This is a genomic window from Streptomyces sp. NPDC087844 (assembly GCF_044742785.1).
Taxonomy (GTDB): domain Bacteria; phylum Actinomycetota; class Actinomycetes; order Streptomycetales; family Streptomycetaceae; genus Streptomyces.
Genome location: NZ_JBIUVD010000007.1, coordinates 156524 through 179501, shown reverse-complemented (window position 1 = coordinate 179501; position 22978 = coordinate 156524). Strand labels below are relative to the sequence as shown.

Sequence of the window (22978 nt, the reverse complement as noted above, 5' to 3'; positions counted from 1 at the left end):
GTTCCTGTTCGTCAGCTGCTGTGGTTCGTCAGCTGCTTCGTCCGCTGGTGTAACTCCACTGTGCTGCGCGCGGCGCCCCCAGAACATGGAGCGCGTCGGCGTCTCGGCCCGGGGGTTTTCCCCACCCCGGCGAACGGCCGCCCCGCCACCCCGGCCGCCCCGGCCGCACACGCGCGTGCGCCCCCGAACGCGCCCTCATTCCGCGGCGGTCGGGGGCGTCGCCCTCCCGAGGCGAGTCCGGAGATCAGTGCTTTCCTCCGGCGCCCTCCGTCCGGTCCCGCCAAGGCAGCTCCGCCGTGATCGTCGTCGGCCCGCCGACCGGCGAGTCGATGATGAACAGACCGTCCACCGCGCCGAGCCGGTCCGCGAGCCCCGCCATCCCCGTACCACCGTCGAGGGAGGCGCCACCGCGGCCGTCGTCCCAGACCTGAATGAGCAGGCGGTTCTCCGAACGCCACACGTCGACCGAGGCGGACCGCGCACCGCTGTGCTTGCTGACGTTCTGCAGGAGCTCGGAGACGGTGAAGTACGCGATGCCCTCGATGGCCGCGGCCGGGCGGGCCGGCAGGTCGGCCGTCACCTTCACCGGCACCGTGCAGCGGGCGCCGACCGAGGACAGCGCGGCGTCCAGACCGCGGTCGGTGAGGACCGCGGGGTGGATACCGCGTGCCAGGTCCCGCAGTTCCTGCAACGCCAGTTTCACCTCGCCGTGCGCCTCGTCGACCATGGCGGCGACGGTCTCGTCGGCCTGTCCCTCCAGCAGCTTCTCCTTCGCCAGGCCGAGCCCCATCGCGAGGTTCACCAGCCGGGCCTGCGCCCCGTCGTGCAGGTCCCGCTCGATGCGCCGCAGGTCGGCCGCGGCCGTGTCGACGACCACACCCCGGTCCGACTCCAGTTCGGCGATCCGCTGTTCCAGTTCGTCGGAGGGCGACAGCAGGGCGCGCACCATGGCCCGGTCGGCGTTGGCGAGGCCGCGCGCGATGAACGGCAGCACCGGCCACAGCACGAACAACGACGTGAGGGTGAGGGTGAAGGTGGCGATGCTCCACGGCAGCCGCATGAACTCGTAGAGCACCGTCCGCCAGCCGACCGGATCCTTCAAGGCCATCCACAACCAGCCGAAGAACCCGCCCCGCCCGCGCAACGGCAGGGGGCTCGGCTCGTCGATCCGTACCCCGAGCAGGCCCCTGGCCCGCATCCGCTCGAACTTCCCGATCTGACGCGCGCCAAGGAGCCCCAACGCCAGTACCGGCAACCCGATCACCGTCACCGTCAGCCCGGCTCCCAGGAACAGCACGGTGACGACGTAGACGAACCCGAAGATGGACGACGGCAAGTTGGCCAGGAGATGCGAGATCTCCTTCCAGGTGTGCCGGTCGTAGGCGAAGCGCGGGGGTGGCGGCCTGTCGGTGCCGATGCCCAGGGTGTCGACGGCCACAATGCGTTCGGTCATAGGCGCCACCTTGTCGAACCGCGGCCCGCGGCGCCATGAGGTGGGCCGCCTCCGTCTCCGGGGGAAAACCCCACCATCGGCGGCTCCAGCCCTCCTGGACCGCCGCCCGGGAACACAACTGCACCATGCCTAACCGTGACGGGCTGCTTACGGTCTCTTTAGCAGGCCCTAGACTCCGGTGCGTACAGATCGTCGAACGCGGCGCATCGCACGGCGCACACGCAGGCGCACGCGTGGTCCTACGGGCCAGGCGCACGCGTGGTCCTACGGACTCGTACGTACTCGTACGGGCCCGCTGTACGTACTCGTACGGGCTTGTGGTGCGAGATCACACCAGGTCACACCAGGTCACACGAGGTCTTCCAGGCCAGGGAGCGAGGGGCGGACGTGCCGGAACCGACCATGGTCGCGGCGACCGGAACCACGGGAACCGGAGCCGGTACCGCGGCCACCGGTACCCCTCTCGCGGCGGACTACTTCCAGTCCTACTCGGTCGTCGGGCTGCTCGCCGTGGTCGGCGTGCTGTTCGTCGCCGTCGCCTTCGGAGCGGGCCGCCTGCTGCGGCCCGTCGTCCCGACCCCCGAGAAGCTCATGACGTACGAGTGCGGAGTCGACCCCGTCGGCGAGGGCTGGGCCCACACCCAGGTCCGCTACTACGTCTACGCCTTCCTCTACGTGATCTTCGCCGTCGACTCGATCTTCCTCTTCCCCTGGGCGACGGTCTTCGCCGCGCCGGGCTACGGCGCGGCGACGCTCGTGGAGATGTTCATCTTCCTGGGCTTCCTGGCCGTCGGTCTGCTGTACGCATACAAGAAGGGCGTCCTCACATGGACGTGACCCCCACGGCCGCCTCGACCCCGTCGACGTCCGCAACCTCGTCGACGTCCTCGGCCGCCTCGGCCGCCGAGCCGGTGCTGCTGCCGGAGCCAATGCGGCTGGGCGCGCTCGCCCGGCTGGCCCCCGAGCCGATGAAGGTGGTCCTGAACTGGGGCCGCCGCTACTCGCTCTGGGTCTTCAACTTCGGACTCGCCTGCTGCGCGATCGAGTTCATCGCGGCGTCGATGGCCCGTCACGACTTCATCCGCCTCGGTGTCATCCCGTTCGCCCCGGGCCCGCGCCAGGCCGACCTGATGGTGGTCTCCGGCACGGTCACGGACAAGATGGCCCCGGCCGTGAAGCGCCTGTACGAACAGATGCCCGAGCCGAAGTACGTCATCTCCTTCGGTGCCTGCTCGAACTGCGGCGGCCCGTACTGGGACTCGTACTCCGTGACGAAGGGCGTCGACCAGATCATCCCGGTCGACGTGTACGTACCGGGCTGCCCGCCCCGCCCGGAGGCGCTGCTCCAGGGCATCCTCAAGCTCCAGGAGAAGATCGCCCGGGAGTCGCTGGGGGAGCGGTACGGGTCCTCCGGCGCAGGCCGCCCCTCCGCGGCCGCGCTGCAGAGCGGCCTCGTCCAGCCGCCGACCCAGGGGGACGCCCGATGACCGGGACGACCGGATGGCTCCCCGCTCCCGTGGAGGAACTCTTCGGCCCCGACGCCACGGCCGAGGAGTCGTACGAGCTACTGACGGTCGACGTGCCCCCGCAGTCCTGGCTCGCCTCCCTGCAGAGTGCGCGGGACGCTCTGGGCTGCACCTACTTCGACTGGCTGAGCGCCGTAGACGAACCAGGCACTGCATCCGGCACCGCATCCGGCACCGCATCCGGCACTGCATCCGGCGCGGCTTCCGGCACGGAATCCGGTGCGGAACGGGATACGGAACCGGGTGCGGAACCCGGCACGAAACCGGGCCGAGGTTTCCGCGTCTCGGCCCATGTCGTGGCGCTGGCCCCGGTACGCCGTCTCCTCGTCCGCACGACGGTCCCGCACTCCGCACCCGTCCTTCCCTCCGCCGTCGAGGTCTACGCGGGCGCCGCCTGGCACGAACGCGAGACCCACGAGATGTTCGGCGTCACCTTCGAGGGCCACCCCGGCCTGGACCCGCTCCTCCTGCCCGAGGGCTTCGAGGGCCACCCCCTCCGCAAGGACTTCGTCCTGGCGGCCCGCGTGGCGAAGGCCTGGCCTGGCGCGAAGGAGCCGGGGGAGTCGGAGCACGGCGGCCCGAAACGCCGCCAGATGCTTCCGCCGGGTGTCCCCGACCCGAACGAGTGGGGCCCCCTCAAGGGCCAGCTCCCCCCGGCCCCCGCCCGCCCGGCCCGAGGCGCGGGCCGCGCGGCGGGTGCGAGGGGAGCGGCGGGCGCACCCGCCGCGACCGGTGACCGCCCGGCACGACGGACCCGCACGGCGGCCGGCGGCTCGGCGAGCCAGACGACGACGCCCACCTCGGCGGAGTCCGTGCCGGGGCCGGAGTCCGGGGCTGTCGGCACGGGAGCACGGCCCACCGTCCCCACGCCGGACGCGCCACCGCCACCAACGGTTTCGGCCACGACCACACCCACACCCACGGCGTCGGCCGAGCCGACCACTCCGACCGAGCCCAAGGCGCCCACCGAACGGAAGGCGCCCGCAGCGTCACGCGGTTCGGATGCCCCGTGGCACCAGGCCCGCCCGGCCTTCGACGAGCCCGTACCACCATCGAAGCCACAACCCGGCGAGCCACAGCCCGGCGAGCCGGATCCAAAGCCGGATCCAAAGCCGGATCCGAAGCCGGATCCGAAGCCGGATCCGAAGCCGCGGTCCGAGGCGACCCCGGAGTCCGGGGATGTCCCGGCGCCCAAGGAACCCGGGCAAGCTGCCCCTGCCCCTGCCCCTGCCCCTGACCCTGCCCCTGACCCTGACGATCGCGGCGGCTCCGGCGGCTCCGTCGGCTCCGGCAGCTCCGACGGCCCCGGCGATCCTGAGAGCCCCACAGGAGGCGCGCAGTGAACGACGCGCTCGACGTCGCCCTGCGACTCCTCGTCGTCTTCGTCGTGTTCCTGACGTTCCCCCTGCTCGTCGGTCAGGCCGAGCACAAGGTGATGGCCCATATGCAGGGCCGCCTCGGCCCCATGTACGCGGGCGGTTTCCACGGCTGGGCCCAGCTCGTCGCGGACGGCGTGAAGTTCGCCCAGAAGGAAGACGTGGTCCCGGCAGGCGCGGACCGCCGTATCTTCCAGCTCGCCCCCGCCGTGGCTCTCCTCCCGTACCTCATGGTCCTCCTCGTCATCCCGATCGGCCCGGGCGAGGGCGCGGTCGGCGAGACCGTCGACGCGGGCATCTTCTTCGTCCTCGCCGTGATGGGCGTCAGCGTCCTCGGCTCGCTCATGGCGGGCTGGGCCTCGGCCAACAAGTTCTCCCTTCTCGGCGGTCTGCGCACCGCCGCCCAGCTCCTCGCGTACGAACTCCCGATGCTGCTGACCGCCGCCTCGGTCGCCATGGCGGCAGGCACGGTCTCCCTCCCCGGCATCGTCGACGCCTTCGAGTGGTGGTGGCTGCCCTGGCAGATCGTCGGCGCGATCGTCTTCTTCGTGGCGGGCCTCGCCGAACTCCAGCGCCCGCCCTTCGACATGCCGGTCGCCGACTCGGAGATCATCTTCGGCGCCTACACGGAGTACACCGGCCTGCGCTTCGCCCTGTTCCTCCTCGCCGAGTACGCCGGAATCGTCGTTCTGTGCGGCCTGACCACCGTGCTCTTCCTGGGCGGCTGGCACGGCCCGTGGGGCGCCGACGGCCTCGGCTGGGTCTGGACCCTGCTGAAGGCTGCCGTCCTCGCCTTCATCGTCATCTGGCTGCGCGTCACCTACCCCCGCCTGCGCGAGGACCAGCTCCAGAAACTCGCCTGGACCCTCCTCGTCCCCCTCTCCCTCGCCCAGATCGCCCTCACCGGCATCGTCAAGGTGGTGATCGCGTAACCATGTCCCCCTTTCCCGGCTCAGGTCTGGCCAAGGGCCTGGCCGTCACCCTGCGCACGATGACGAAGAAGACCGTCACCGCGCAGTACCCCGACGCCCAGCCCGAACTCCCGCCCCGCTCCCGCGGCGTCATCGGGCTCTTCGAGGAGAACTGCACGGTCTGCATGCTGTGCGCCCGCGAGTGCCCGGACTGGTGCATCTACATCGACTCCCACAAGGAGACGGTCCCGGCCGCCGCTCCAGGTGGCCGCGAGCGCAGCCGCAACGTCCTCGACCGCTTCGCCATCGACTTCTCCCTCTGCATGTACTGCGGTATCTGCATCGAGGTCTGCCCGTTCGACGCCCTCTTCTGGTCCCCCGAGTTCGAGTACGCCGAGACCGACATCCACGAACTCACCCACGAACGCGACAAGCTCCGCGACTGGATGTGGACCGTCCCGGCCCCGCCGGCCCTCGACCCCGGCGCCGAGGAACCCAAGGAGATCGCCGCCGCCCGCAAGACCGCCGAGAAGCTCGCCACGGCCCAGACACAGGCGCAGGCCCAGACACAGGCGCAGGACCAGGCAGCAGCGGCGGCGCAGACGCAGGCCGCGCCCGACCGCACCGATCCGCCGCAGGGAGGCGCATCGTGACTCCCGCCGCGGCCACCGTCTCGGCGGCACAGGCCGCGGCCGCCGCTGCCGCCGAGGCCCACGGCTTCCTCTCCCCGACCGGCGTCGAGATCGCCTTCCTCCTCGTCGGCCTGGTCACCTTCGGCGCCGCCGTCGTCACGGTCACCACGAAGCAACTGGTGCACGCCGCCCTGTGGCTGGTCGTCGCCCTCGGCGGCCTCGCCGTCGAATACCTCCTCCTCACGGCCGAGTTCATCGCCTGGGTGCAGGTCCTCATCTACGTCGGTTCCGTCGTCGTCCTCCTCCTCTTCGGTCTGATGCTCACCAGGGCTCCCATCGGCCGCTCCCCGGACGCCGACTCCGGCAACCGCTGGGCCGCCCTCGCCGTCGCGGTCGCCGCGGCCGCCGCCCTCGTCTGGGTGGTCGTCGACGCCTTCCGGACTACCTGGATCGACCTGGACGGCGCCGCCGCCGGCTCCACCGCGGTCACCGGCGCGAGCCTCTTCCAGAGCTGGGTGCTCCCCTTCGAGGCCCTCTCGATTTTGCTGCTCGCCGCGCTGGTCGGTGCGATCGTCCTCTCCCGCAAGGCGGCGACGAAGGCGAAGTCGAAGGTCAAAGAAGCGTCCGGTGGAATGACCACCGGGCGCCCCCTGACCCCGCCGAGCCCGGGAACCGACGCCGCCCGAACCGACGCCGCCCGAAGCGCCGCCATCCGTAGCGACGAGGAAGGCGCCCGCTGATGCACCTCGCCTACCCGGCCGTACTCTCCGCCCTCCTCTTCTCCACCGGCCTCTACGGCGTCCTGGCCCGCCGCAACGCGATCCTGGTCCTGATGTCCGTCGAGCTGATGCTCAACGCCGTCAACCTCAACCTCGTCGCTTTCGACGTCTGGCTCAGCAAGACCGCCCAGGACGCCCTGCACTCCGGCCAGGCCCTGACCCTGTTCACCATCGCCATCGCCGCCGCCGAGATCGGCATCGGCCTGGCGATCGTCCTCGCCGTCCACCGCAACAGCGGCACCGCGGACATCGACAGGCTGCGCGACACCGCCGAGCCCGGCGATGACGACGACCCCGACGACGACCCCGACGACGACCTTGACGACGACTCCGACGGCGACTCCGAGACCGCCCGGAGCGAACCGGCCGAGAAGGCTGAGGCCACCGCGTGACCACGACCACCCTCGCCGTCCTCGTCCCCCTCCTCCCGTTCCTGGGCGCCGTGGCCGGCCTGCTCCTGGGACGCACCGCACCCGGCTTCGCTCGGCCCCTCGCCGTCCTGCCCTCCGTCGTAGCCCTCGCACTCGCCGCGGCCGTCGCCGTACGCCAGGGCGGCGGACAGGCCGTGGACGCGGCGACCGAGCTCACCCCCACCGGTTCGGTCCCCATCGAACTCGCCCTGTACATCGACGGCTTCGCCGCCCTCGTCGCCGTCCTCGTCGGCCTGGTCGCGACCTGTGTGCAGATCTACTCGACGGGCTACCTGCGCCACGACCCGCGCTACACCTCGTATGCCGCTCTCGTCTCCCTCTTCACCTCCGCCATGCTGCTCGTCGTCTACTCCGGCGACCTGATGGTGCTGCTGGTCGGCTGGGAGATCATGGGCATCTGCTCGTACTTCCTCGTGGGCCACTACTGGGAGACCCCGGAGGCACGCGCCGCCTCCATCAAGGCGTTCCTCGTCACCAAACTCGGCGACGTCCCCTTCCTGATCGGCCTGTTCGCGCTCGCCGCCGACACCGGTTCGTTCCGCATCACGAAGATCCTCGGCAACGTCGCGAGCGGCGGACTCGACCACCCGACCCTGATCGCCCTGCTGCTCCTCGCCGGTGTGGCGGGCAAGTCGGCGCAGTTCCCGCTCCACACCTGGCTCCCCGACGCGATGGCGGGCCCCACCCCCGTCTCCGCGCTGATCCACGCCGCGACGATGGTCGCCGCCGGTGTCTACTTCATCGCCCGGCTCCTCCCGGTCTTCGCCGCCTCCGCGGCCGCACTGGTCGTCCTCGCCGTCATGGCCGCCGTGACGATGGCGGGCTCGGCCCTCGCCGCGCTGGCCCAGGACGACATCAAGCGTGTCCTCGCGTACTCGACGATCGGCCAGCTCGGCTACATGACCGGCGCCCTCGCTGTCGGCGACCGCGGTGCCGCCGTCTTCCACCTCCTCGCACACGGCGCCTTCAAGGCGCTGCTGTTCCTCGCGGCCGGCGTGATCATCCACGCCGCCGGCACCAACTCGCTGGCCGCCATGTCCCGTACGAAGGACCTGCGTGCCCGCGTCCCCGACGCCTACTGGACGATGACCGTGGCGCTCCTCGCACTCGCCGCGATCCCGCCCTTCAGCGGCTTCTTCTCCAAGGAGTCCGTCCTCGGAGCCGCCGAGCACGCCGCCGTCGGCCACGCCGAGAGCGTCCCCGGAGCCGCGGGCTGGATCGTCCTCGTCTCCGGCCTGGTGACCGCCCTGCTCACCGCCGCCTACGCGATGCGCCTGTGGCTGCTCGCCTTCCACGGCCACGGCACCGAAGCCCCCGACCACGGCAAGCAGCCCGTCGCCATGAACTCCGTGCTGTGGCTGCTCGCCCTCCCGTCACTCGCCTTCGGACTCGCCACCGGCCTGCTGCCCGACTGGTTCGACGGCCGGGACCTGACCCCCACCCTCACCACCGCCGTCCTCGGTACGGGCGTCGCCCTGGTCGGCGGCATCGTCACGTACGGCGCTTGGCGGCACACCACCGCCATGGCCGGCCGCGTCCCACTGGGCGCGGTCGCGGCCCACCCGGACGCCGACGGTGGCCTGGTCGAGGCCGAGGCCATCGCCAGCCACGAACCCGCGTACGGCAACGTGGCCTCCGCGCCCGACCCGGCGGATCCGGGCCGCCTTCTGCTCGGCCCGCTGCACCGCCACGCGGCCGTCGGTTTCCACCTCGACGCGGTGTACGCGGTGCTCTTCGTCCGCCCGGTCCAGGCCGCGGCCACACTCGTCCGGTTCCTCGACCGGGAGGTCGTCGACACCTACGTGCGCGGAGCGGGCGCCCTGCCCCGCTGGCTCGGCGCCGCCGTCCGGCGAGCCCAGACCGGCAATCTGCAGACCTATGTGAGCGCGCTGCTCGCCGGCACCGTCGTCCTGGTGGTCGCCGCCCTCCTCGTCGCCACCGCGGGAGCGTGAGCAGGCGTGATCGATATCAACGAGTCCGTGATGCAATTTCTTCTGGCGTTCATCGTCGTCGCCCCGCTCATCGGGGCCGCCGCGGCTCTCCTGCCGGCCCCGCCCGGGCTGAAGGGGAAGTCGCCCGAGCAGGCCGTGCTGCGGCACGGCACGATCGTCACCGGCGCCGTACTCATCGCCGCGATCGTCCTCGCGCTCGGCTTCGACCACGACACTCCGGTCAAGGCACAGCGGATGCAGGCCACGACGGACATCAGCTGGATCCCCGCACTCGACGTGCGGATCCACCTCGGCATCGACGGCATCTCTCTCCCCCTCCTCGTGCTGACCGCGCTCCTGACCTTCCTGTGCGCGCTGTACTCCTACTTCAAAATGCCGTCGGGCCCGTCCCCGAAGGCATTCGTGGCGCTCGTCCTCGTCCTGGAGTCCGGCACCCTCGCGACCTTCGCCGTCCTCGACCTGCTGCTGTTCTTCCTCGCGTTCGAGATGGTGCTCATCCCGATGTACTTCCTCATCGCCCGCTGGGGCGGTGAGCAACGCACCCGGGCGGCCTGGAAGTTCATCCTCTACACACTGCTCGGCTCCGTCGTCATGCTGCTGGGCCTGCTCCTGATCGGAATCAAGGCGGGCACTTTCGACATGGTGGCACTCGCCACTGACAATCACCCTGAGCTGACCACATCGGTGCAGGTCATCGCTGTTCTGGCGATCGGGATCGGACTCGCGGTCAAGACGCCGATGTGGCCGCTCCACAGCTGGCTGCCGGACGCGCACACCGCCGCCCCGACCGTCGGCTCGGTCCTGCTGGCCGGAGTCATGCTGAAGATGGGCACGTACGGGTTCGTCCGGATCCTGCTGCCCGTCACGCCGGACGGCATGAGCACCTTCGCCCCGTATCTCGCGGCCTTCGCGGTCGTCGGGATCATCTACGGTTCGCTGGCCTGCCTGGCGCTCGCCAGACAGGGCGCGAAGGGCGACCTCAAACGCCTCATCGCGTACTCCTCGGTCGGCCACATGGGCTTCGTACTCCTCGGTATCGCGTCGATGACCCCGACCGGCGTGAACGGCGCGCTGTTCGCGAACATCGCGCACGGCCTCATCACCGGCCTCCTCTTCTTCCTTGTCGGCGCGCTCAAGGACCGCACGGGCACGACCGACCTCGACGCTCTCGCCCGGACTACCGGGGCCGCGCTCTACGGCAGGGCCCCGCGCCTGGGCGGCCTGCTCGCCTTCGCCGCCGTCGCCTCGCTCGGACTACCGGGCCTCGCCGGGTTCTGGGGCGAAATGCTCACGCTGTTCGGCGCGTTCGACCCGGCTGACGGGCTCAGCCGGCCCGCGTTCCTGACGTTCATGGCGATCGCCGCGTTCGGCACCCTGCTCACGGCCGCGTACATGCTCGTCGTGGTCCGCCGTGTCTGCATGGGCGCCGTGGATGCCGCCTCCCAGCAGGAACGCCCGAAGCTCGCCGACGTCCGGACGTACGAGTTCGCCGCCTGGACTCCGCTCGTCGTCCTCACCGTCGTCGCCGGGCTCTGGCCCAAGGCACTCCTCGGCCTGACCGACCCGGCCGTGCAGCAGCTCCTCTCAGGAGGCACCCGTTGAGCCCGCAGGCCCAGTCCCTGGTCCAGTCCGTCGACTGGCTCGCGATCGCGCCGCCCACCATCGCGGCCGTCGTCGGTCTCGTGGTGCTCGTCGCCGACCTCTTCGTGGGCGACAACAGGAAGACCCTGCTCGGCTGGGTTTCCGTCGCGGGGCTCGCCGTCGCCGGGCTCGCGCTGCTGCCCCTCCTGGACGGCGACCGCTCCACGTTCTGTCTGACGGGCGACGCGGACGTGTGCAGCTACACGGCGGACCGGTTCACGCTGGTCATCCAGTTCCTCGTCCTCGGCGGCGCGCTCCTTGCGGCACTGCTGTCGATGACCGCCCTGAAGGACGCGGGCAAGGAGGCGGGCAAGGACGCCGACAAGTCTCTCCCGGAGGGGGAGTTCTGGTTCCTGCTGCTCTCCTCGGCCGCCGGCGCCGCACTGCTGCCCGCCTCGCGCGATCTCGCCACGCTGATCGTCGCCCTGGAGGTCGCCTCCCTGCCCGCCTTCGCCCTCGTCGGCATCAAGCACGGTGACCGGAAGTCCTCCGAAGCGGCCCTGAAGTTCTTCCTCTCCTCGGTCACCGCGACCGCCGTGAGCCTCATGGGAGTCAGCTTCGTCTACGCGTCGACAGGCACCCTGTACCTCACGGAGATCGCCACCAGGATCGAGGACGTCGACGCCCAACTGCACACGCTCGCCCAGGCGGGCGTCGTTCTCACCCTCGTCGGCTTCGCCTTCAAGACGGCCGCCGTGCCCTTCCACTTCTGGGTACCCGACACCTACGTAGGAGCCCCTCTCCCGGTCGCCGCCTACCTGTCGGTCGTCGGCAAGGCGGTCGGCTTCTCCGGCCTGATCCTCGTCACCGTGATCGCCCTCCCGTCGTACGCGGACGTCTGGGGCCCGGCGCTCGCCGCCCTGGCCGCCCTAACGATGACGATCGGCAACGTCGGCGCCCTGCGGCAGCGCTCCACGCGCGCGTACAGCGCGGTACGGCTCCTCGCCTGGTCCTCCGTGGGACAGGCCGGCTACCTCCTGGTGCCGATCGCCGCCGCCGCGTACTCCAAGGACGCCGAGAAGGCCATCGGCTCCACCGTCGCGTACGCCCTCATGTACGCCGCCGTGAACCTCGGCGCCTTCGCGGTGGCCGCCCTGGTGGCCCGTACGAAGCCGCTGAACCGGATCAGCGACTACCGCGGCCTGTACGCCTCCCGCCCCCTCGCCGCGCTCGTCCTCGGCTTCTTCCTGCTCTGCCTGGCCGGCCTGCCGCCGGGCATCATCGGTCTCTTCGCGAAGGTCACCGTCTTCTCGGCGGCCGTCGAGGCGGGACTCGGCTGGCTCGCCGTGGTCATGGCCGTCAACGTCGTGATCGCGCTCTTCTACTACCTCCAGTGGACGACCCTGCTGTTCCGCGCCCCCGACGGCGAGCCCGAGTCGCACCGCGTCCCGGCCCCCCTGACCGTGGCGATCGCCCTGACCGCCGTCCTGGGCGTCGCGCTCTCCGGGGCGCCTCAGCTCATCCTGCGCTTCTCGGACACCGGTCTTTTCTGACGCCGTTCCCGCAGCTTTCACGCGCGTGTGTGGGTCAGCGGACCCGCACACGCGCGTGCGGGTCGTCGTCACATCACCCGGACAACATCACCCGGACAGCCGACGCGCGAGCCCGTGCGCACAAGGGAACTAGTGCTCCCCGCCTGGCGTTGACCAGTGAGGGAGGGTCCACTGGACCGTGGAGTCACGGAACCAGTGACGCAGAGATCGACAAGCAAGGGTTCCCCTGCCGCACGATTTGGAGGGCGTACCGTGCACCGCCGGCACAACGGGCTCAGGACCGCCGTTCTCCTCGGGGGACTGTCCGCACTCATCATCGTCATCGGCAGCTTCTTCGGGCGCATGGGCCTCGTCGTCGCACTGGTCATCGCGATCGGCACGAACGCGTACGCGTACTGGAACAGCGACAAACTGGCTCTACGCGCGATGCGCGCGCGCCCGGTGAGCGAATTCGAGGCCCCGGCGCTCTACAGAATGGTCCGCGAGCTCTCCACACAGGCCCGCCAGCCCATGCCCCGCCTGTACATCTCCCCGACGGAAGCACCGAACGCGTTCGCCACGGGCCGCAACCCCCGCAATGCCGCGGTGTGCTGCACCGAGGGCATCCTGCGCCTCCTGAACGAGCGGGAGCTGCGCGGTGTGATCGGCCACGAGCTGAGCCACGTCTACAACCGCGACATCCTCATCTCGTCCGTCGCCGGCGCCCTGGCCTCCGTCATCATGTTCCTGGTCAACTTCGCCTGGCTGATCCCGATCGGCCGCTCCAACGACGACGACGGCCCCGGCCTCCTCGGCATGCTGCTGATCATGATCCTCGGCCCGCTCGCCGCGTCCGTCATCCAGCTCGCCATCAGCCGCTCAAGGGAGTACGAGGCGGACGCGTCCGGCGCCCAGCTCACCGGCGACCCGCTGGCCCTCGCGAGCGCCCTACGCAAGCTGGAGGCGGGCACGAAGCAGCTGCCGCTGCCTCCGGAGCCGCGCATCGAGACCGCGAGCCACATGATGATCGCCAACCCCTTCCGTCCGGGCCAGGGACTCTCCAAGATGTTCTCAACGCACCCGCCCATGGCGGAGCGCATCGCCCGGCTCGAACAGATGGCAGGTCGCCACCAGTGAAGACAATCCTCAACATCATCTGGCTCGTCCTGAGCGGCTTCTGGCTGTTCCTCGGCTACCTGCTGGCGGGCGTGCTGCTGTGCATCACGATCATCGGAATCCCGTTCGGCGTCGCCGCGTTCCGTATCGGTACCTACGCGCTGTGGCCGTTCGGCCGGACGACGGTCGAGCGCCGTGACGCGGGGGCGCCGTCCTTCATCGTCAACGTCCTGTGGCTGATCCTCGCCGGCTGGTGGCTGGCCCTCGCGCACATCGTCACGGGCCTCATCCAGTGCGTCACGATCATCGGCATCCCCCTGGGCATCGCCAACTTCAAGCTCATCCCGGTCTCGCTGTTCCCCCTGGGGCGCGAGATCGTGCGTACGGACCAGCCGTTCACGTCGTCGGTCCGGTAGGGCGGCGCCGGGGGTGCGGCGGCCGAAGTACGCCCTGACTGCGTACGACGCCGAGGACGATGAGATCTGGGCGCTGTGCGCGGACGCCGAGAACCTCTTCGGCGATCCGCCGGCTCCCGCACGCGGCACGTACGAACTGATCGGCTGCGTCCCCGAGGGAAAGCTGGTCAAAGCCCTCCCACGCGCGCGTGCCGACGGTTCGGCGCCCCTCGGCACCCTCGTCCTGGAAATCCTCGACAAGGACGGCGAGCGGGTCGAAGCATGGTCCCTGGAGGACGTACGCGTCCTCGGTGACCGCCCGTGCGCGCGCGACCTGTCGCTGCGCGACATCACCGTCGAGGCGCGCGTGTCCCCGCACAACCCGTTCGACTATCCCCAGTGCCCGCCGCTCTCCCCGGGCTACCGGCTGCTCGGCGCGGCGGACGAACCCTGGGGTGGCTGCCGGGACCTGGCGCACGTTCCGGACAGGCAGCCGGACCTCCTCGAACCACCCGTGCGGCTGCTCGGCTGCTCCCCGCGCGGAGCCCTCCGCACGGCCCTGGACGCGGGCGAGGAGGATCTCGGGCACTCCAAGCTGGTACGTCTCGACACGGCGGGCCGACCCGTCCAGTCCGCCGTCGAGGGCGAACTCGTCGCGTGGATCCCCTCGGCGCGCGGCCCCGGCCTGGTGGACCTCACGCTGGAGCCCTGGTCGGACCGGCCGCCGACCGCGGCCGAGGAGGTCTGGGAGCTGTGGGGCGCCGGCCGGCCCACCGAGCCCGGCCGCTGGGCCCGGTGCGGTGCGGAGGGCCGCCGCCATTGGCTGACCACGGCACTGGACCGCCACGACGCAGACAGCCCCGACGCCGACGGACCCGACGCGGAGCAAGGCCGTACCTATCACCTCGACGGCCGCCACATCATCGACGAGCCGGGTTTCTTCTGCGCGCTCGGCGAGGCGGTCAACGGACCGGGAGGCTACTTCGGCTGGGGCCTCGACGCCCTCGACGACTGCCTCCGTGGCCGCTGGGGCACCCGACGGCCCTTCACCCTGATCTGGCACGACGCGCAGGTCGCCCGCACCTGCCTCGGTCTGGTCCCGCGCACCGACCACCGCCCGTTGACGTTCGAGGAACTCCTCGCCTTCCTCGTGGACGAGGGCATCGACGTCCGTCTCGCCTGAGAGCCGCTCGTCCGAGGGTTATCCACAGGCCGGCCCGATTGTCAGAGGCGCGCTGCATCATGAATGCATGACCGAGATCGAGCAGTTGCTGGTACGTGTCCTGGCTGAGGCACGCAACTCCCGGCCGTGGGGCTGGCCTTCGCTCCCCGAGCCCGTGGACGCCGCCACGCTCGTCCGCGCCGAGTCCGCCCTCGGCTTCTCCGTCCCGCCGCTGCTCGCCGCGCTCTATCTGAGGATAGGGGACGGAGGGTTCGGCCCGGAGTACGGTCTGCTTCCCCTGCTCGACAGCGCGCCCTCGGGAGAGCCGGCGGTCGTCGCGCAGTACATCGAGCACCGCGAGAGCGGCCGCAAGGATCCCGACTGGCCCTGGCCGGAAGGCATCCTGCCGATATCCCACTGGGGCTGCGGAATGTACGCATGTGTGGACAGTCGTACGCCGGACGCCACGGTGCTCCTGTTCGAGCCGAACGCCGACGACGCCGACCACGCCTGGTACGTGGACGCTCCCACCCTCACGGCCTGGCTCGACGGGTGGCTCCAAGGCACCGGCTGGTACAACGAACTGAACGACGACGCGGACCTGCAGCCCTGGGACGACTTCCGCATACGGACGGGAGCGGCACGAGCGTCGTAGCGAGCGGCTCCCATCCTCCGGCCCGCGGCCCGCGGCCCGCGGCGCTCGGCCCTCAAGGGCGCGGGGAACTGCGCGCTCAGCCCCACCTGCCCGCACTCACTCACCGACCCCCGGCACCCCCGCCCGTGAAGGCCAGCGCGAGCGTGAGCGATCAACGCGCACGAAACCGCCACCGCACCCCGTACGCGACCGCTCCGAGCCCCAGCACGCCGACCCCCACGGCCACGGACATCCACGGCAGGGCGAAAGCCAGTGTCAGGCACCCGGCCAGCCCCACCACGGGCAGGACCCGTGACACAGCCGCCGAACCCAGTGTCCACGCCGAAGCGTTGGCGATCGCGTAGTACACCAGCACCCCGAAGGAGGAGAAGCCGATCGCACCCCGTACATCCACTGTCGCGGCGAGCACCGCGACCACCGCTCCGACGGCGAGCTCCGCCCGATGGGGCACCCGGAAGCGCGGATGCACAACGGCCAGCCCACCCGGCAGATGCCGGTCGCGAGCCATGGCCAGCGTCGTCCGCGACACCCCCAGGATCAGCGCGAGAAGGGAGCCGAGCGCCGCCACCGCGGCACCCACCCGTACGACCGGAACGAGTCCCGGAGCCCCGGCGGCGCGCACCGCGTCGGCGAGCGGCGCTGTCGCCCGCCCGAGCCCCGTCGGCCCCAGCACGGAGACGACAGCCACCGCCACAGCCGCGTACACGAACAGTGCGATACCCAGGGCGAGCGGGATCGCGCGCGGAATGGTGCGCGCCGGATCTCGTACCTCCTCGCCGAGGGTCGCGATCCGCGCGTACCCGGCGAAGGCGAAGAACAGCAGTCCGGCCGCCTGAAGCACTCCTCCGGCGCCCCCGGAGAAGCCCACGCCGAGACGCCCGGCATCGGAGTCCCCGGAGTTCAGGCAGACGACCACGACGGAAGCGAGGACCGCGAGGACCACCGCGACTACCACCCGCGTCAGCCACGCGGATTTCTGCACACCGCCGTAGTTCACCGCGGTCAGGGCCACCACCGCGCCGACGGCCACCGCGTGCGCCTGCCCCGGCCACACGTACGTGCCCACGGTGAGCGCCATCGCCGCACACGAGGAGGTCTTGCCCACGACGAACGACCAGCCCGCCAGATACCCCCAGAACTCGCCGAGCCGCTCGCGGCCGTACACGTACGTTCCGCCCGACGCGGGGTATCGGGCGGCCAGGCGTGCCGAAGCGGTCGCGTTGCAGTAGGCAATGACGGCGGCGATCCCCAGAGCGAGGAGCAGTCCGGATCCCGCGGCCCGTGCCGCGGGCCCCAACGCGGCGAAGATTCCCGCACCGATCATCGAGCCGAGGCCGATGACCACGGCGTCCCCGACGCCGAGCGTTCGCCGAAGCTCCGCTTCGCTCTGTGCCATGAATCGCACCCTACTGATCACTGCAACCGGTCACCGTCGTGCGGACGTCCTTCTCAGCAACAAAGAGTGAACAGAAGAGCGACACACAGAGCGACACACAGAGCGACACACAGAGCGACAGGAAACAGCCGAGAGCGGTATGACCACAGCTTTGTGCGAGCAGGATCACAGCACGGGTACAGCACGAAGGGGCAGGTTCAAGGCATGGGCATCATCAGCTGGATCATTCTGGGGCTGCTGGCCGGAGCCATCGCCAAGTTCCTGCTGCCGGGACGCGATCCGGGTGGCTTCATCGGCACGACACTGATCGGCGTCGCGGGCGCGTTCATCGGCGGCTGGATATCCGCCCGTTGGCTGGACCACCCGATCGCCAAGGACTTCTATGACGGAGCCACCTGGGCCGCCGCGATCGGCGGCGCGCTGGTTCTGCTGATCGGCTACCGCGTCCTGTTCGGCAACTCGCGCGACTGAGCGCGCGCCCCCAGGACCGCAGCCGGCAGGCGAGAAGGGTGGGCACCCGAGGTGCCCACCCTTTCTCGTACACGCGGTCGGCGTCCGTGGAACGACCGGCACGTCACCGGTAGTTGACGTACCGCCCACTTGATCGCCTGACCTGCACGTGAACCCTTGAAGGGGGGTTGACGTGCGGAAACTACTGACAGTATTTGCCACTGTTGCGCAGCGTTATTCGTGGCCTTGTGCCCTCGCTGTGCCCTCGCTTGGCCGCGGTCCTCCGTGACTCCGCTCGTCTGCCCCGCGCAGACAGAGCGGCGCCGCCCGGTGATCTCACCCACCGAACGGCGCCTTGATCCGAACCCTTCCGATCAAGGAGTCCGAACCCATGCGGGACCCTATCCGCAGCATCACGCTGCCCACCATCGACGCGGGAGAGGTCACCCTCCCCGAACCCTCGTGGTGCGTCGGCCACGCCGACCACGACCCCGAGAGCCTGCGCGTCGACCTCATCCACTCGGGCCCCGTCGTCGACTGCGTCCACCTCGGCGTCACCCTGTTCGCCGCGGAAGTCGTGCAGTCGCCGTACGCCTCGCCCGGTCCGAGCCACCTCGGCGGACGGACCCCCGGCGTCTCCGTCCACCCGCTCGGCAAGACGCTCCCCCCGGCCGGCCTCTACAACCTCGCCGCCGCACTCGACACCTACGCCGAGCAGCTGCGCGACATGGCCGACCAGCTCGCCGCGATCCTCGGCGGTGGCCAGTGACCAGCCGCAACCGCGTCGGCCACATGCGCGGCGCACAGGGCCGCCGTAAGCGCTTGCGCATTGCCCAGAGGGACGGGGCCCGCTGCTTCTACTGCCGGACCCCGTTCACCGACCCCGCGACCGAAGCAACGTTCGACCACTACATGCCGTACGCGCTGTGGCCGACGAACCGGAACTTCAACCTCGTGCTGGCCTGCCCGCCCTGCAACCTCCGCAAGGGCGACGTCCTGCCGCTCGGCCTGCTGCTCACCCTGCGGCCGTGGCTCGTGCGCGAGCAGCTGGAGGTGGCGGCGTGAAGCGCGACCCTCTGCTGTGGGCCGCCCTCGCCGCGGTTCTCACCGTCCTCGCTTCCGCCGAGTACCAGCTGGCGGTCGCCTGCGGATTCGGGACGTACGTGGCCGCGGGAGTGCCGGCCGCGCTGGACGTGTACGCGCTGGCCGCGCTCCGGGCTCGCCGGGACGTCTTCACAGTCGTCTGCACCCTGATCGCGGTGAATGCCGCCTCCCACCTTGTGGAGGTCGGTCTGCTGCCCGTGTCGGTCGGTCTGGTGGTCGCAGTGTCGGCGGTCGCCCCGCTCGTTCTGTGGCGTGTCCACCGGCTCTCTGAGGGGCAGGCGGAACCGATCACGGCTCCGGCGGAACTCGTGCCGGAACCAGTTCCGGCACCGGCGGAACCGATCACAGTGGAGCGGGCCCCCGAGCCGGTCGACGTGGCCCCGGCCGCGCCCGTGCTCGGCCCCTTCACGCCCCTGGCGGAACTCGCGGGCGGAACCGGCGGAACTGAGGGCGGAACCAGCCCTGACGTGCTCGGTGTTCACTTCCGCGATGCCGCGAAGCTGGTCGGCGGAACTCCAGCGGAACCGGCACCGGAACCAGTTCCGGCCGTGGTTCCGCCCACCGGAACCGACAGCGGAACCGGCGCCGCCGACATCGTCTCCGAGGACACCAGCAACACCACCTTCGAGGCGCGCGTAGCCCTCGTCCGCACGTGGCTGGTCCTCGAACCGGAACTCACCGGAACCGAGATCGGAACCAGGCTCGGCAAGTCCGACGGGTACGGCCGGCGCCTGCTGCGGACCGCCCGGGACGACTCGTGATCCTCGCCGGGTTCTTCCCTGCCGCTGCTCTCCTCGCGCTGTTCGGCCTCTGCGCCGTCGCGCGCCACGACGTCCCGCGCATCGCGGGTTCCGTCGCCCTGATCATCACCATGGCCGCGCTCGGCGCAGCCATCCTCCGTTGAGGAAACAGTTGTGAACTATGTGACGTTCGGCGGCGTGACCGTCGGCCTGTGCATCCTCGGCTACCAGCTCATGATCTGGTGGCCCGGCCGCAAACAGCTCATGAAGGACCCCGTCAAGCACGCCTCCCGGCTGCTCCCGTTCCTCCTCTCGTGGGCGTACGGGTGCCTCACCACCCTCGGTGTCGCCGGGCTCATCGGGACCGCGTCCAGCGCCGTCCTGGGCCTGTCCAACTGGCTCGGCGACGTAGCCCTCGTCTGGGGAGTGGGCGAATCCGGCGGGCAGCTGGCCGGAGCGAAGACGTTCGTGCCCCTGTCCGGCCCCGGGGCGGCCCTGGTGCTCATCGCGACGTGCGTGTTCATCGCGGCCGTGAAGAAGGCCAGCGACGAGACCTCCAAGACGCTGAAGCTCGGCGCCTGGTGCGGCATCACCCTCGGCACCTCGGCGGGCGTCGCCGGGTTCGCCGCGGTGCCGCTCGCGCAGGCCACGAACTGGTGCGGCGACAACCTGTACGAGGCCGTCTGATGGGCGGGAAGAAGAAGCCGGCCATCGAGCCGGAGGAGCCGTCGAGGGCCGCGGGCGCGTGCGTCCTGGTCGTCCTCGCGGGGGTCGTGACTGCCGTGGTGTTCGCCGTGTCGACGGACGCCGGAGTGATCGCGCTGTGGGCCGTGGGGCTCTTCGCCCTATGGCGTGCCGCCCGCCGCATGTCCGATTCGTCCGCCACTCCCCCACCGAAGGAGTGGCGCCCCTCCTGCAAGAGGTGCACAGGTCAAGAGCTTCTGAGCGTGACCCCTTCTGAAACCCAGAAGGGGATGATGATCTACAGCTACGCCCTCACCAAACGGCCCGGCCACACCCACCTCCACATCGTGGAGGAGGTGAACGAGACGTGATCGCACGCCTGTTGGCCGTCCTCCGGATCGACCACCGCACCTACTACTGCGCGTCGTGCGGGGGCTGGTATCCCATCGATCACTTCTGCGACTGACCCGCGCGCAGCACACGCGAACGGCCCCCCGCTGTGGACTATCCGGGGGGCCGTCCTGTTGCCCGCGTGGCCCGCCGTCGGGACGGGAGCGACAGACCGCGCGATCGGTCGCCTCACGCGGGCAGTCGGGTGGGCGCGGAGACGCGTACGGCCCACCCACGGCCCCGACCGGGGCACTGTTCCCGGCCGGGGCCTGGTCCCGCTCATCCCCTACGGGGGACGGGGACGGGCGGGAGCTCTACTGGTCCAACGCCTTCCACTCCGCCCATATCTCCTGCGCCACCGAGCAGCGGAGGTTGCCGTAGTCGCAGTCCGCGCATTCCATGGAGTGGTCCATGTAGCTGCGGAACTTCTCCTGCTTCGGGCCGAGCTGGACGCTGCTCGCCGCGGGCCGCAGGTGCCCGAGCGCGCTCCCCGAATCCTGAGGCAAGCCGGGGCTGCTCATGACGTGCCGCCGTGCTTCGGATGGTTGCGGATCTCGACCTCGCAGGTCGTCGCAGCCCTCGTGTGCCCGCGCCCCTCATGGCCCGCCCGCTGCCTATCCAGGGCCGCACATACATCGCACCCCGGCACCGGCCGTGGCGGCCGAGACGGATCCATCAGCGTGACGGGCGGCTCGGATTTCGTCTGCTGTAGGGCGTTCACGTTGGGATTCCCTTCGTCGCTCCCTCTCACCACGAGGAAACTCCCGCACCGCCGCTGAGGGCGGACGTGCACGCGGACGTTCCGCCGGACCTTCCGACGGCAGACGGACTTTCCGTACGCGACACAGCCGCTACGGTCGGATCAGAGGCAACCCGGGGGTACGAAATGGACGAGCAGCAGACACCGTTCGTGCGCGAGTGCGCGACACGCGGATGGGACAGGTCTGCCGCGTTCCTCCGCGCGTTCGAGTCGACGGCCGGCCTGGTGGGCGAGGAAACGGCGGTCACCGACCGGCAGTTCCGGCGCTGGCGGCTCCCGGCACCTCCCCGTCCCCGGCCCCGAGCGTGGCGGGTGCTGCACGCGATGTTCGGCATGAGCCCGACGGACCTCGGATTCCCCGGGCCAGAACCTGATACGGCTGTGGAGGTGCCACCGAACTACGCGGCAGGGACGGGCGTAGATCGCCGTGTGTTCGTCGCCGACACGGTCGGTGCCGCCGCAGGCCTCGCCCTGGGGCCCGCCGATGCTGTCGGCACCGCGCACATCATGGAACTTCGCGAGGGCCTGCGCTCCCTCTACACCCTGGACGACGCGTACGGCGGCGGTGACGTCCGCTCCCTCGCCGTACGGCACCTCAGACGCGTCCGGCGGGTCATCAACACGGGCAGCTACCCGGACACCATCGGCCGTCAACTCCAGCTCCTCGCCGGGGAGACAGCCGAACACTGTGCGTGGCTGTACTACGACGCCGATGAGCAGGACACCGCCCGGCGCTACTGGGGCGAGGCGCTGACTACCGCGACCATGCTCCGGGATGAGGGGCTGGAAGTGCTCGTGCTCGCGGCCCTGAGCATGCAGGCCAGTTTCGAGGGGCGCCCGCGCGACGGGTACGACCTCGCTCGTGCGGCGCACCAGCGTGCCGTGAGTCTCGGCTCGCCCACGCTGCTGTCCCTGATCGCTTCCCGCGAAGCCCGCGCCTTGACCCTGATGAAAGACCAGGGAGGAGCCCGCAAGCGGCTCGCCGACTCCATGCGCATGGTGGAGCGCACCGACCGTGGACGGCCGGCCCCCGAGTGGGCTGCGTTTCACGGGCAGGCAGAACTGGACTACGCCCATGGCCTGCTCTACAGCGAGAGCGGGCACCCCAAGGCGGCCGTGCCGTTCTTGCGTGCCGCTCTTGGCCACCAGCACCGCACGTACGGCCGCAACCGGGCGCTGTACCGGCTCACCCTCGCCCGTGGCCTCGTGCAGGCCGGGGAAGTCGATGAGGGGGCCGCCGAGGCGGTTGGCAGCCTGGAGCACCTGGAGGAGGTGGAGTCGGGCCGAGTGATGCGGAAGCTGTCCGACGTGCATCGCCTCCTGGCCGCGGTGGACTCCACCACAGCCCGCGGGGCGGCCGAGGAACTGACCGAGTACACCCAGCAGAGAGGAAGCCACGGATGGCCGAGGTGACGTACGAGCGGTACGAGGGGGCGGATGCGGCGGGGCAGCTCGATGCCTTCCTCCCGGCGTACGAGGAGGTGTACGCCGATCCGCCGTACAGCGAGGGCCCGCGCGACGTCGCCGAGTTCATCGAGCGGTACCCCCAGCAGATCCGTACGCGACCGGGCTTCCGGCTCATCCTCGCTTGCGACGGCAGCGAGGTGGTGGGGTTCACGTACGGTTACCGGCTACCGGCGGACACCAGCTGGTGGGGCAACTTGCTGGAGCCAATGCCGGAGAAGTTCGCGCGAGAGACGGGTGAGCGGACGTTCGCAGTCGTCGAGATGGCCGTCCGGAAGCCGTGGCGACGTCAGGGGATCGCGGCTGGCATGCACGCGCAGCTCATCGAGCGCCTGGCGGTGGAGCGGGTGACGCTGACGGTGCGCCCGGAGCCTGAGGCGGCCCCTGCGCAGTCGGCATACGAGGCGTGGGGGTACCGGAAGGTGGGGCGGTCCCATCCGTGGGACGAGGGCCCGTTCTACGACGCCATGGTGTTGGACTTGCGCTGAG

26 protein-coding genes are annotated in these 22978 nt (G+C 70.6%); 23 read left to right on the top strand and 3 right to left on the bottom strand.

The genetic code is table 11. The annotated features are described in order from the left end of the window. Window positions 1–244: 244 nt before the first annotated feature. Entirely contained in the window at window positions 245–1453 is a 1209-nt protein-coding gene (locus ACIOKD_RS16745; protein WP_402083946.1) for a sensor histidine kinase, read from the bottom strand. Window positions 1454–1840: 387 nt separating this feature from the next. On the opposite strand from ACIOKD_RS16745, the gene ACIOKD_RS16740 reads away from it, so the two are divergent. From ACIOKD_RS16740 to ACIOKD_RS16675, 14 genes are all read left to right on the top strand, one after another. After that, window positions 1841–2290 carry an NADH-quinone oxidoreductase subunit A gene (locus tag ACIOKD_RS16740; protein ID WP_373465922.1) on the top strand — a complete coding sequence of 150 codons (450 nt, stop codon included), beginning with the start codon at window positions 1841–1843 and terminating at the stop codon, window positions 2288–2290. Further along, window positions 2281–2940 carry an NADH-quinone oxidoreductase subunit B gene (locus ACIOKD_RS16735; RefSeq protein WP_402083943.1) on the top strand — a complete coding sequence of 220 codons (660 nt, stop codon included), beginning with the start codon at window positions 2281–2283 and terminating at the stop codon, window positions 2938–2940. The genes ACIOKD_RS16740 and ACIOKD_RS16735 overlap by 10 nt, the downstream gene beginning before the upstream one ends. After that, complete coding sequence (locus tag ACIOKD_RS16730; protein WP_402083940.1) at window positions 2937–4322, top strand: NADH-quinone oxidoreductase subunit C; 1386 nt, start codon at window positions 2937–2939, stop codon at window positions 4320–4322. Before ACIOKD_RS16735 ends, ACIOKD_RS16730 begins: the two co-directional genes overlap by 4 nt. Then, window positions 4319–5287, top strand: a complete 969-nt coding sequence (locus ACIOKD_RS16725; protein WP_402083938.1) for an NADH-quinone oxidoreductase subunit H — start codon at window positions 4319–4321, stop codon at window positions 5285–5287. Before ACIOKD_RS16730 ends, ACIOKD_RS16725 begins: the two co-directional genes overlap by 4 nt. A gap of 2 nt (window positions 5288–5289) precedes the next feature. Next, complete coding sequence (locus ACIOKD_RS16720) at window positions 5290–5919, top strand: NuoI/complex I 23 kDa subunit family protein (RefSeq protein WP_402083935.1); 630 nt, start codon at window positions 5290–5292, stop codon at window positions 5917–5919. Next, on the top strand, window positions 5916–6638 hold the full coding sequence (locus tag ACIOKD_RS16715) for an NADH-quinone oxidoreductase subunit J (RefSeq protein ID WP_402083932.1): 723 nt from the start codon (window positions 5916–5918) through the stop codon (window positions 6636–6638). The genes ACIOKD_RS16720 and ACIOKD_RS16715 overlap by 4 nt, the downstream gene beginning before the upstream one ends. Then, window positions 6638–7069 carry an NADH-quinone oxidoreductase subunit NuoK gene (gene nuoK / locus ACIOKD_RS16710; protein WP_402083930.1) on the top strand — a complete coding sequence of 144 codons (432 nt, stop codon included), beginning with the start codon at window positions 6638–6640 and terminating at the stop codon, window positions 7067–7069. The genes ACIOKD_RS16715 and nuoK overlap by 1 nt, the downstream gene beginning before the upstream one ends. Next, the gene (locus ACIOKD_RS16705) at window positions 7066–9060 is read left to right on the top strand and encodes an NADH-quinone oxidoreductase subunit L (RefSeq protein WP_402083928.1); all 1995 of its coding nucleotides are present in this window, start codon (window positions 7066–7068) and stop codon (window positions 9058–9060) included. The genes nuoK and ACIOKD_RS16705 overlap by 4 nt, the downstream gene beginning before the upstream one ends. Before the next feature lie 6 nt (window positions 9061–9066). Then, the gene (locus ACIOKD_RS16700) at window positions 9067–10662 is read left to right on the top strand and encodes a NuoM family protein (RefSeq protein ID WP_402083926.1); all 1596 of its coding nucleotides are present in this window, start codon (window positions 9067–9069) and stop codon (window positions 10660–10662) included. Next, entirely contained in the window at window positions 10659–12194 is a 1536-nt protein-coding gene (locus ACIOKD_RS16695; RefSeq protein WP_402083923.1) for an NADH-quinone oxidoreductase subunit N, read from the top strand. The genes ACIOKD_RS16700 and ACIOKD_RS16695 overlap by 4 nt, the downstream gene beginning before the upstream one ends. A 252-nt stretch (window positions 12195–12446) precedes the next feature. Further along, complete coding sequence (gene htpX, locus ACIOKD_RS16690) at window positions 12447–13310, top strand: zinc metalloprotease HtpX (protein WP_402083921.1); 864 nt, start codon at window positions 12447–12449, stop codon at window positions 13308–13310. Beyond that, window positions 13307–13705, top strand: coding sequence for a YccF domain-containing protein (locus tag ACIOKD_RS16685; RefSeq protein WP_402083918.1), 399 nt, complete (start codon window positions 13307–13309; stop codon window positions 13703–13705). Before htpX ends, ACIOKD_RS16685 begins: the two co-directional genes overlap by 4 nt. Before the next feature lie 13 nt (window positions 13706–13718). Then, window positions 13719–14867, top strand: coding sequence for a barstar family protein (locus ACIOKD_RS16680; protein ID WP_402083915.1), 1149 nt, complete (start codon window positions 13719–13721; stop codon window positions 14865–14867). Window positions 14868–14934: 67 nt separating this feature from the next. Beyond that, window positions 14935–15501, top strand: coding sequence for an SMI1/KNR4 family protein (locus ACIOKD_RS16675; RefSeq protein ID WP_402083912.1), 567 nt, complete (start codon window positions 14935–14937; stop codon window positions 15499–15501). A 151-nt stretch (window positions 15502–15652) separates the two neighbouring features. Here ACIOKD_RS16675 and ACIOKD_RS16670 read toward each other — a convergent pair whose 3' ends face one another. Further along, entirely contained in the window at window positions 15653–16897 is a 1245-nt protein-coding gene (locus ACIOKD_RS16670) for an APC family permease (protein ID WP_402083909.1), read from the bottom strand. A gap of 204 nt (window positions 16898–17101) precedes the next feature. Between ACIOKD_RS16670 and ACIOKD_RS16665 the strand changes: the two genes are divergently transcribed. From ACIOKD_RS16665 to ACIOKD_RS16635, 7 genes are all read left to right on the top strand, one after another. After that, window positions 17102–17368, top strand: a complete 267-nt coding sequence (locus ACIOKD_RS16665) for a GlsB/YeaQ/YmgE family stress response membrane protein (RefSeq protein WP_402083906.1) — start codon at window positions 17102–17104, stop codon at window positions 17366–17368. A gap of 370 nt (window positions 17369–17738) precedes the next feature. Then, entirely contained in the window at window positions 17739–18116 is a 378-nt protein-coding gene (locus tag ACIOKD_RS16660) for a DUF6907 domain-containing protein (RefSeq protein WP_402083904.1), read from the top strand. A gap of 53 nt (window positions 18117–18169) precedes the next feature. Then, window positions 18170–18412: an HNH endonuclease gene (locus ACIOKD_RS16655; RefSeq protein WP_402083901.1), complete on the top strand. Its 243-nt coding sequence runs from the start codon at window positions 18170–18172 to the stop codon at window positions 18410–18412. After that, entirely contained in the window at window positions 18409–19212 is an 804-nt protein-coding gene (locus ACIOKD_RS16650) for a hypothetical protein (protein WP_402083898.1), read from the top strand. The genes ACIOKD_RS16655 and ACIOKD_RS16650 overlap by 4 nt, the downstream gene beginning before the upstream one ends. After that, window positions 19209–19355 (top strand): hypothetical protein, encoded by a 147-nt coding sequence (locus ACIOKD_RS16645; RefSeq protein WP_402083895.1) that lies wholly within the window; start codon window positions 19209–19211, stop codon window positions 19353–19355. The genes ACIOKD_RS16650 and ACIOKD_RS16645 overlap by 4 nt, the downstream gene beginning before the upstream one ends. A 10-nt stretch (window positions 19356–19365) precedes the next feature. Then, complete coding sequence (locus ACIOKD_RS16640; protein ID WP_402083893.1) at window positions 19366–19878, top strand: hypothetical protein; 513 nt, start codon at window positions 19366–19368, stop codon at window positions 19876–19878. Further along, entirely contained in the window at window positions 19878–20246 is a 369-nt protein-coding gene (locus ACIOKD_RS16635; protein WP_402083891.1) for a hypothetical protein, read from the top strand. The genes ACIOKD_RS16640 and ACIOKD_RS16635 overlap by 1 nt, the downstream gene beginning before the upstream one ends. Before the next feature lie 333 nt (window positions 20247–20579). On the opposite strand, the gene ACIOKD_RS16630 is transcribed toward ACIOKD_RS16635, so the two are convergent. Continuing rightward, entirely contained in the window at window positions 20580–20786 is a 207-nt protein-coding gene (locus tag ACIOKD_RS16630) for a hypothetical protein (protein ID WP_402083888.1), read from the bottom strand. Between the two features lie 365 nt (window positions 20787–21151). Here ACIOKD_RS16630 and ACIOKD_RS16625 point away from each other — a divergent pair, with 365 nt between their 5' ends. Both ACIOKD_RS16625 and ACIOKD_RS16620 read left to right on the top strand, forming a co-directional pair. Then, window positions 21152–22438, top strand: coding sequence for a hypothetical protein (locus ACIOKD_RS16625; protein ID WP_402083886.1), 1287 nt, complete (start codon window positions 21152–21154; stop codon window positions 22436–22438). Further along, the gene (locus ACIOKD_RS16620; protein WP_402083885.1) at window positions 22426–22977 is read left to right on the top strand and encodes a GNAT family N-acetyltransferase; all 552 of its coding nucleotides are present in this window, start codon (window positions 22426–22428) and stop codon (window positions 22975–22977) included. The genes ACIOKD_RS16625 and ACIOKD_RS16620 overlap by 13 nt, the downstream gene beginning before the upstream one ends. Window position 22978: the final 1 nt, after the last annotated feature.

Excerpts from the sequence above, each read along its gene's own strand:
- ACIOKD_RS16745 (WP_402083946.1), bottom strand. The coding sequence starts at position 1,453 with ATGACCGAACGCATTGTGGCCGTCGACACCCTGGGCATCGGCACCGAC.
- ACIOKD_RS16735 (WP_402083943.1), top strand. The coding sequence starts at position 2,281 with ATGGACGTGACCCCCACGGCCGCCTCGACCCCGTCGACGTCCGCAACC.
- ACIOKD_RS16730 (WP_402083940.1), top strand. The coding sequence starts at position 2,937 with ATGACCGGGACGACCGGATGGCTCCCCGCTCCCGTGGAGGAACTCTTC.
- ACIOKD_RS16720 (WP_402083935.1), top strand. The coding sequence starts at position 5,290 with ATGTCCCCCTTTCCCGGCTCAGGTCTGGCCAAGGGCCTGGCCGTCACC.
- nuoK (WP_402083930.1), top strand. The coding sequence starts at position 6,638 with ATGCACCTCGCCTACCCGGCCGTACTCTCCGCCCTCCTCTTCTCCACC.
- ACIOKD_RS16675 (WP_402083912.1), top strand. The coding sequence starts at position 14,935 with ATGACCGAGATCGAGCAGTTGCTGGTACGTGTCCTGGCTGAGGCACGC.
- ACIOKD_RS16670 (WP_402083909.1), bottom strand. The coding sequence starts at position 16,897 with ATGGCACAGAGCGAAGCGGAGCTTCGGCGAACGCTCGGCGTCGGGGAC.
- ACIOKD_RS16665 (WP_402083906.1), top strand. The coding sequence starts at position 17,102 with ATGGGCATCATCAGCTGGATCATTCTGGGGCTGCTGGCCGGAGCCATC.
- ACIOKD_RS16660 (WP_402083904.1), top strand. The coding sequence starts at position 17,739 with ATGCGGGACCCTATCCGCAGCATCACGCTGCCCACCATCGACGCGGGA.
- ACIOKD_RS16635 (WP_402083891.1), top strand. The coding sequence starts at position 19,878 with ATGGGCGGGAAGAAGAAGCCGGCCATCGAGCCGGAGGAGCCGTCGAGG.
- ACIOKD_RS16630 (WP_402083888.1), bottom strand. The coding sequence starts at position 20,786 with ATGAGCAGCCCCGGCTTGCCTCAGGATTCGGGGAGCGCGCTCGGGCAC.
- ACIOKD_RS16625 (WP_402083886.1), top strand. The coding sequence starts at position 21,152 with ATGGACGAGCAGCAGACACCGTTCGTGCGCGAGTGCGCGACACGCGGA.
- ACIOKD_RS16620 (WP_402083885.1), top strand. The coding sequence starts at position 22,426 with ATGGCCGAGGTGACGTACGAGCGGTACGAGGGGGCGGATGCGGCGGGG.